Here is an 8,598-nt window from a genome sequence, read left to right on the forward strand (position 1 = left end):
AAACAATTTCGATTTGCCGTAAATCAGTTCAAACCAATGCACTATGTCTGTATTTACGCTATAATTTTAGTTACCAGTTCTTTAGAACGTGAATTTATATTGATCAAAGGAGGTTCATTTTCTTGCAGCTTATTCACTTCGCCATCCTATCACCTTTTTTACTTGCCTTTGTCGTCCCTTTTCTCTTTAAATACGTAAGGCGTATACATACAGGATGGTTTGTTCTCATCTTGCCTATTCTTTTATTTACCTATTTCATCCAAATGCTCCAGATCACCTCGAATGGACGAACGTTGTTCTCACAAGCTGAATGGATTCCCTCTCTAGGGATGAATTTCACTGTGTATGTAGATGGTCTCAGCCTGTTATTTGCATTACTCATCACAGGTATTGGTGCACTTGTGGTACTGTACAGTATTTTCTACTTATCAAAGGAAAAAGAACAGCTTGGCTCTTTCTATACGTATTTATTAATGTTTATGACCGCTATGCTTGGTGTTGTCCTCTCTGACAACATGGTCGTACTTTATTTGTTCTGGGAGCTAACGAGTATCTCTTCCTTCCTCTTAATTGGATATTGGTATAAGCGTGAGCGTTCTCGTTACGGAGCAACCAAATCACTGCTTATTACTGTGTTTGGCGGATTAGCTATGCTTGGCGGCTTCATCCTCATTTACCTGATCACTGATTCATTCAGTATTCGCGAAGCAGTCAATCAGCTTCAGCTCATTATGGCATCACCTTATTTCATCCCTGCGATGGTTCTCATTTTACTAGGGGCCTTCACGAAATCAGCGCAGTTCCCATTTTATATTTGGCTGCCTGATGCTATGGAAGCACCAACCCCTGTAAGCAGTTATCTGCATTCTGCTACTATGGTCAAAGCCGGTATTTATCTGGTTGCCCGCTTTAGTCCGATTTTTGCTATATCAGAGGTGTGGTTTTGGACCATTTCGATTGTCGGACTTATCACACTATTCTGGGGATCTTTCCACGCCGTTCGGAAAAATGATTTGAAAGCCATTCTGGCCTTCTCGACAGTGAGTCAACTCGGTATGATTATGCTCATGCTAGGAGTAGGCGCAGCTGCCATTCATGAAAACAACCCTGCCTTTTTTGGCGCAGCCGTTCTTGCTGCTATTTTTCATCTCATTAACCACGCAACCTTTAAAGGTAGTCTCTTTATGGCAGCAGGGATTATCGATCACGAAACAGGTACACGTGATATTCGCAAATTAGGTGGATTAATGACCATCATGCCAATTACCTTTACGATTACGTTAATTGGTACATTCTCGATGGCTGGACTCCCGCCTTTTAATGGGTTTTTAAGTAAAGAGCTATTTTTCACAAGTATGATCCGGATTTCTGACATCAGCTTTACGGATGTGTCAACATGGGGGGCTGTCTTCCCTGCTATCGCTTGGCTCGCTAGTGTGTTTACGTTCATCTACAGTATGATGATCGTCTTCAAAACATTTAGAGGCCGTCTGAATGTCGATCAATTAGAGAAAAAACCGCATGAAGCACCGATTGGTATGCTGATCCCGCCAATTATTTTAGCTGCACTTGTGGTCACGTTCTTCTTTTTCCCTAATATTCTGGCCTATTCTGTCATTGAACCTGCCATTCAAGCGATCATTCCAGAAGCCATTCAAACAGGAAGCCGCTTTGCCGTAAAAATTGAAGCGTGGCATGGATTCCAGCCAGAGCTTTACATGACAATTGGTGTAGTTGCGCTCGGTACCATTGGCTATTTAACGCTGTCAAAATGGCGCCCAATGTACAACATATTTAAGGAAAAATGGTCATTTAACGCTTTGTATGATCGTTCGCTTATAGGTGTAGAAAAAGGGGCTTACCGCCTAACAAACAGCTATATGACAGGATTCCTTCGTGACTATCTTGTCTATGTATTTGGGTTTATGATTATCGTGCTTGGCAGCGTGATGTTCTACAAGCAAGTCTTCTCATTTCAAACTGAGCATGCTGCTTCAATCGGCACGTACGAAGTCATCCTTTCACTTGTGATGGTCGCAGCGACAGTCACTACTGTATTTGCTCGTTCACGCTTAACAGCTATTATTGCGCTAGGTGTTATGGGCTACACGCTGTCATTGTTCTTCGTGATTTTCAGAGCACCTGACCTTGCGCTGACACAGCTCATTATTGAAACCATTTCTGTCGCGCTGTTTTTACTTTGCTTCTATCATTTGCCAAAGCTGAGCCTGAAGCAAAAAACACGAAGATTTAAATTAACAAATTTGATCATCTCATTAGGTGTTGGAGTCGTTGTCACCTGTCTTGCTTTCGCTTCAACAAGCCAGCAATCTCTTGACACAATTTCAACGTACTTCATTGAAAACAGCTACAAACTGGCTGGCGGAGACAATATTGTCAATGTCATTCTTGTCGATTTCAGGGGCTTTGATACACTCTTTGAGATTACAGTGCTGGCCATTGCGGCACTCGGTATTTATGGATTATTGAAGGTAAAAGCACAAGGAAAACGGAAGAGAGGCGTACGGCGATGAGAAAGATTGATACGAATGATATGCTCTTACAAGTCACAACTAAAATTACAGCATTCATCATCTTGCTTTTCTCACTTCACCTATTTCTTGCAGGACATAACAATCCTGGCGGAGGATTCATTGGCGGTTTGATGAGTGCTGGTGCTGTCGTTCTTCTGCTTTTAGCCTACGACCTTAAAACAGTCAGACGCATTTTACCATTTGACTTTATTTATGTGGCTGGTGTCGGTTTGCTCGTTGCCATCCTAACAGGTATGGGATCTTTTCTGTTCGGAGCACCTTTCCTATCCCATGCATTCGATTATTTCCAACTGCCGTTTCTAGGGAAAACAGAACTGGCGACAGCGGTCCTGTTTGATATCGGTGTGTATTTAGTTGTTGTTGGTGTCACCATGACCATTATTCAAACGATTGGAGAGAAGGAATAATGGAATTTCTAATGTCTATTATCGTCGGAATCATTTTTATGGCAGCGACCTATTTAATGCTTTCAAAAAGCCTTCTGCGGGTCATCGTCGGTACTGCCGTTTTAAGTCACGGCGTCCATTTGCTTCTATTAACAATGGGCGGCTTAAAAAAGGGAGCACCTCCTATTTTGAAAGAGGGGCTCACATCCTATGTAGATCCATTGCCACAAGCATTAATTTTAACAGCCATTGTCATTGCTTTTGGTGTAACATCCTTTTTGCTCGTGATGGCCTTCCGTGCCTTCCAAGAGCTGAGAACAGATGACATGGATCAAATGAGAGGAAATGATCAGCATGAATAATCTCGTGATCCTGCCTATATTAATACCATTACTAGCTGCTACATTATTGATCTTTATGAATAAAAACACCATGCTGTCGAGAGGCTTTAGTGTGTTTGCATCTCTTTTAGCCATTATCTGTAATGTCTATTTGGTCCAAACGATTTTCACAAACGGCATACAAACCCTTTATTTGGGCGGCTGGAAAGCACCGTTTGGCATTGCCCTTGTGGCCGATCAGTTTGCTGCGCTTCTTGTGCTGACCGCTTCCATTGTTGGACTTGTCACAGTTCTTTTTTCCTTTCAAACGATTGGGAAAGAAAGAGAGCGGCTTTTCTATTATTCTGGTGTCCAATTCTTGTTAGCTGGCGTCAGTGGTGCCTTTTTAACGGGAGATATTTTCAACCTGTTTGTCTTCTTTGAATTGTTGCTGATGGCATCTTATATGCTCATTGTTCTGGGTGGTTCAAAGCCCCAGCTTCGTGAATCACTGAAATACATTGTGTTTAATATTATCTCATCGGCATTATTTATTGTTGGCGTAGCGTGTTTATATGCAGTCACAGGCACACTGAACATGGCTGATTTAAGTGTGAAAATAGCTGAATCTGGGCAAACAGGGTTAATCACCGTGATTGCCATTCTGTTCCTGATTGTATTTGGCTTAAAAGCTGGGGTCTTCCCGCTTTATTTCTGGCTGCCAGGGTCTTATCATGCACCGCCGGCAGCGATTTCAGCTTTGTTTGGCGCACTGCTGACAAAGGTCGGGCTATATGCGATTGCCAGGGTCTTTACGCTCATCTTTATACATGATACAGGTTTTACACATACAATTATGGCCTGGCTAGCCGCTCTAACGGTTATATTCGGTGTCATTGGCTCTATCGCCTATTCTGATGTGCAAAAAATTGTGATTTATAACATTGTCACAGCTGTTGGTGTCATTTTGTTTGGGATTGCGGCCAATACACCGGCATCACTTCAAGGCGCCATTTATTACCTCATTCACGATATGGTGATCAAAGGAGCTCTATTTATGCTCGCAGGGGCACTGTTTGTGTATGCTGGAACCAATCATCTGAAAAAAATGGGTGGGCTGATTCAATCCCAGCCTCTACTCGGCTGGATGTTCTTCATATCGGCTTTATCACTTGCGGGTATTCCTCCGCTAAGTGGATTTGTTGGCAAGCTGAAAATTGTTGAAGGTGGGTTTTCTGCTGGGTACATGACGTTCTCTATCCTTGTTTTACTGTCCAGTCTTCTTGTCCTTTATTCTGTTATGAGGATTTTCATGCTCGCGTTTTGGGGAGAGGAACAGGATATGCGAAGAAGAAAGCCATCCATTAGAGGAATGGTGTATCCTGGGGTACTGCTTGTTATCTTATCGCTTGCGATTGGATTAGGCACAGAATTCATTGCACCTTATATCAATCAAGCTGCGGAAATGCTATCAACACCAGAAAAATATATTCAAGCTGTGCTGAAGGAGTAGATGAACATGGCCTTTCAAATATTATTAAACGCTCTCCTCGCCTTTACATGGATGTTTATGAATGATACATACAGAGCTGCAGACTTTGTATCAGGCTTTGCACTAGGGATGATCGCCATTTTTATGCTACGGCGATTCTTCCCGCAACGTTTTTACGGCTATGCCCTTTATGCGATTTTCAAGCTCGTCATCATTTTTATCAGAGAGCTGCTTCTTGCCAATTTGAGTGTACTCAAGACGGTGTTATCTCCAAAGCTTAAGATCAAGCCTGGTATTTTCGCCTTTCGTACAGATTTAAAAACAGATTGGGAAATCACCATACTGGCTAATATGATTACATTAACACCTGGTACACTGGTCATCGATATTTCGGATGATCGTTCGATTTTATATATTCATGCGATGGATATTGAAGATGCTGAAAAAGCCATCCACGATATTCGGGTATCATTTGAAAAAGCGATTCAGGAGGTGAGCGGTAAGTAATGGAACTGATCTTGCAAATGTCACTTGGGATTCTTGCGCTGTCTACTTTGCTTTTTGTCGTACGGGTTATCAAAGGACCTTCTATTCCTGATCGCGTTAGTGCGCTTGATGCGATAGGAATCAATTTAATTGGGATGACAGCCATCGTGTCTATCTTACTGAAAACCACGACGTTCTTTGAAATTATTTTACTGCTCGGTATTCTTGCCTTTATCGGCACTGTCGCTTTTTCCAAATTCCTTGAGAAAGGGGAAGTGATTGAAAATGATCGTCATCGCTAAAGCGATCGTAATTTTCTTTATTCTGCTTGGCGCCATCCTCTGTTTAATTTCAGCCATTGGTGTCCTTCGCCTGCCGGATGTTTACACACGTATGCATGCTGCATCAAAAGCATCGACACTTGGTGTTGTTCTCATTTTAGTTGGTGTGTTCTTTCATGAATGGTTTCTTGCAGGGATCATCTCTGCGAAAATCCTGCTTGGGATTGTCTTTATCTTTCTGACCGCACCAGTCGGCGCTCATTTGATCGGAAGAGCCGCTTACAACACTGGTGTGAAAATGGACAAACGAAGTGTCCAAGATGATTATGGCGGTTTCCGTAACTTTGTCATTAAACGAAAAGAAGACTCTTATTTATAAATGAAGAACCTGACATTCAGGTCTTGTTCACTTTACCCGCATGTTCATAAAAGGGTATTAAAAAAAGCTTCCGCTGCACCGGGAGCTTTTTTATATGCGATCAATGACAGCGAGTGTACATCTTGACGTACAGATATGACGGTCTCGATCATCTTTTATATCGATTTGGAATACCATTGTACGCCGTCCTACATGTACAGGAACAGCTGTAGCTGTCACCACTCCATCACGTACAGATTTTAAATGATTGGCATTGATTTCAATACCTGAACAAACCTGCTGAGTTAAGTCCAAATGAGCAGCAGCACCCATGCTTGCCACTGTTTCTGCTAGAGCAGCTGATGCTCCTCCGTGCAGTAATCCAAATGGCTGTTTTGTTCGGTGATCGACTGGCATTGTCGCCACGCATCGTGACGTATTGCATTCCACAATCTCAATCCCCAGTGCCTCAAGCAGTGTATTTGAACCACTCACATCCATCAAGGCCCTCTCCCTTCACACGTTTACAGGACACTTTCCGATTTTGCAATTAACACCGCTTCTGTTCGAGATCCAACATTCAGCTTATTAAAGATGGAGGTCAAACTGTATTCAATCGAGCGTTTGCTCAAATGAAGCACATCGGCGATCTCTTGGTTTGTGTACCCTTTTTCCACTTCTCTTAAGATTAAGCATTCACGCTCTGTTAACAGCTCATGATCCGTCTGCTGCGCCTGTTCTGGCTTCTCTTGCTGCTGTGAAATTAATTTCTTTAAATAGGATAGCTGAATGACAACTTCTCCTTGCAATGTGCGGTGTATGTATTCAATAATTTTGTCTTTTGTCTCTGTTTTACTTATTGCACCATGCAATCCAGCTCGAATGGCCTCTTCGAAATAATCATCTACTTCATATCCTGTATAAATGATAATTTTCACTTGTTGATTCGTTTCTAGAATTTGTTTGGCAATGTCCATTCCATTGATATCCCCGAGATTTAAATCCATCAAGATCACATCATAGATGGAAAAGTCATGCGTCTTTAAAAAGGCGCCTTCTGCATCAGGACTTAAACAATCGACTGATAGCTGCTGATCTGATTCTAATATGCTTTTTGTCCCTTCCATGACAGCCGGATGATCATCAATGACCAATATCTTCTTCATGTCTTCCTCCCTTTAAATCACTCACTTCCATTTTATATAAAAGACTTGGCAGATGCCAAGTCTTATTCCTTAAGAAATCGTTACAATTCCATTTCAATTTTCACCTTGAGCCCTTTTTCAGGTGCTGTGTGAATTTGAAGCTTTCCATTTAGAGCTTTGACTCGTTCTCTTATGCCAGAAAGACCCATGCTCATCGTGTGCTGATCAAGCTGGCTTGCATCAAATCCGACTCCATCGTCCTCATAATGGAGAACAACTTGATCTTTAATACAAATGAGCATCACTAAGACTTGGCTGGCCTTAGAATGCTTCAACGCATTGGATAACAGCTCCTGCACAATCCGGTAAATATTCAGCTGTGAGTCAATATCAATGTCCAGTTCTTTATCAAAGCGGGTTGTATTCAGCCTAATATGAAATGGCGCTTCCTCTTGAATTTGCGAAGTCAGCTTCGAAATTGCCTTCACTAACCCCAAGTCATAGAGGAGCTGCGGCCGAAGTTCATGACATGTTTCTCTCGTGGTTTGAATCACCTTAGACATTTGTTCATTCCAAGAGATCAGCGAATTTTCAATAGATGTTGGGCATTGGTTGTTTTGGAAATTGGTTAAGAACATCTCGGACTGTCTCTTCAGTGAAATCAAATCCTGCAGCACAGAATCATGAAGATCCCTCGCTAAATCTGAGCGCTGCTTTTCTTCCATGGCGAACATGACTTTCTTCAGCCAGGCGGGATTGGCTTCCCGCTGTTTCAAATCCTCAAGATGCTCCATCAATTCTTCAATCTTGACGACATTTTCTAAACTGACACTTGTGTAAAATGCCAATGTTTTCAGCCATGAAATTTCATCGCGGGTCAGCTTAGGTGTCCGTAAATTAGATAAACAGCAAATCACAAACGAGTGACCGCCCCGCTCACCAATTTTCATCATAAACCCTTTATCCAACTCAATGATTTTCCCTACTTCGCCTAAAATGTCTTGAAATTGATCGACATACTCTTTCCACAGGCTGCTGTCATCTGTCGATTCATCAATCTCTTCTATTTGTCCATCTGCCTTCACTTCAAGCACAAAGGCTTTATTCACCACAAGCACTTCCAAAATGGTGTACTTCAAATGAAACAGCACTTGATGAAGTGACGACGCCTCACGAATAAGCTGTGTAAATTTAAACACACTGTCCTGATAGTTATGCTTTTCCGAAAAACGCTTCAGGCGAAAACGGAAATCGATGATTTCTTTGAAGTAAAAGACTCCTAGCATTAAAGTGTAGGTGATTATTGCGAGCTTAAGTGTGTACTTCAGGTCTTCTGGTTTCTGTAAAATATAAAATATCACAACGACAAAAATAGTCGGAGTAATGGCGAGAAATCCATAGTACCTCAGTCTGCTGATCAAGAAGTTCATATTATAAATTTTGTTTGTCACGAATTGATAAACAAGTGAAAAAGGAATTAACAAAACAACAGATGTCAGAATAAAAGGATCTATCAAATACTTATCAAAAAACACATAGGGAATGACAAAAAAGAAAATAAATGGACAGAACGAT

Annotated in this window: 10 protein-coding genes; 7 read left to right on the top strand and 3 right to left on the bottom strand. The window is 41.7% G+C overall.

All coding sequences use genetic code 11. From position 1 onward, the window contains the following. Window positions 1–122 precede the first annotated feature (122 nt). Genes V7L95_RS02590 through mnhG form a run of 7 tightly spaced genes read left to right on the top strand, consistent with a single transcriptional unit; the run spans window position 123 to window position 5,899 of the window. Window positions 123–2,534 carry a Na+/H+ antiporter subunit A gene (locus V7L95_RS02590; protein ID WP_017367958.1) on the top strand — a complete coding sequence of 804 codons (2,412 nt, stop codon included), beginning with the start codon at window positions 123–125 and terminating at the stop codon, window positions 2,532–2,534. Continuing rightward, window positions 2,531–2,962: a Na(+)/H(+) antiporter subunit B gene (locus V7L95_RS02595; RefSeq protein WP_008345843.1), complete on the top strand. Its 432-nt coding sequence runs from the start codon at window positions 2,531–2,533 to the stop codon at window positions 2,960–2,962. Before V7L95_RS02590 ends, V7L95_RS02595 begins: the two co-directional genes overlap by 4 nt. Beyond that, window positions 2,962–3,303 (top strand): Na(+)/H(+) antiporter subunit C, encoded by a 342-nt coding sequence (locus tag V7L95_RS02600; RefSeq protein ID WP_003213576.1) that lies wholly within the window; start codon window positions 2,962–2,964, stop codon window positions 3,301–3,303. The genes V7L95_RS02595 and V7L95_RS02600 overlap by 1 nt, the downstream gene beginning before the upstream one ends. After that, on the top strand, window positions 3,296–4,774 hold the full coding sequence (locus V7L95_RS02605; RefSeq protein WP_019744043.1) for a Na+/H+ antiporter subunit D: 1,479 nt from the start codon (window positions 3,296–3,298) through the stop codon (window positions 4,772–4,774). The genes V7L95_RS02600 and V7L95_RS02605 overlap by 8 nt, the downstream gene beginning before the upstream one ends. Window positions 4,775–4,780: 6 nt before the next feature. Then, a complete protein-coding gene (locus V7L95_RS02610) occupies window positions 4,781–5,260 on the top strand; it encodes a Na+/H+ antiporter subunit E (RefSeq protein WP_008345848.1) in 480 nt (159 codons plus the stop codon). Next, window positions 5,260–5,541, top strand: a complete 282-nt coding sequence (locus V7L95_RS02615) for a Na(+)/H(+) antiporter subunit F1 (protein WP_035389259.1) — start codon at window positions 5,260–5,262, stop codon at window positions 5,539–5,541. The genes V7L95_RS02610 and V7L95_RS02615 overlap by 1 nt, the downstream gene beginning before the upstream one ends. Continuing rightward, complete coding sequence (mnhG, locus tag V7L95_RS02620) at window positions 5,525–5,899, top strand: monovalent cation/H(+) antiporter subunit G (RefSeq protein WP_003213369.1); 375 nt, start codon at window positions 5,525–5,527, stop codon at window positions 5,897–5,899. Before V7L95_RS02615 ends, mnhG begins: the two co-directional genes overlap by 17 nt. Window positions 5,900–5,989: 90 nt before the next feature. Here the strand turns inward: mnhG and V7L95_RS02625 are convergent, their stop codons facing one another. The 3 genes from V7L95_RS02625 to V7L95_RS02635 form a co-directional block, all read right to left on the bottom strand. Beyond that, window positions 5,990–6,379 (bottom strand): hotdog fold thioesterase, encoded by a 390-nt coding sequence (locus V7L95_RS02625; RefSeq protein ID WP_008345855.1) that lies wholly within the window; start codon window positions 6,377–6,379, stop codon window positions 5,990–5,992. A 23-nt stretch (window positions 6,380–6,402) separates the two neighbouring features. Continuing rightward, the gene (locus V7L95_RS02630; protein ID WP_007500477.1) at window positions 6,403–7,044 is read right to left on the bottom strand and encodes a response regulator transcription factor; all 642 of its coding nucleotides are present in this window, start codon (window positions 7,042–7,044) and stop codon (window positions 6,403–6,405) included. Between the two features lie 80 nt (window positions 7,045–7,124). Continuing rightward, window positions 7,125–8,598: sensor histidine kinase (locus V7L95_RS02635; RefSeq protein ID WP_340967938.1), on the bottom strand; the 1,474-nt coding region annotated here is incomplete at its 5' end.

Source organism: Bacillus sp. PPSBB_11 (genome assembly GCF_038023285.1).
In the GTDB taxonomy this organism is placed as follows: Bacteria; Bacillota; Bacilli; order Bacillales; family Bacillaceae; genus Bacillus; species Bacillus altitudinis.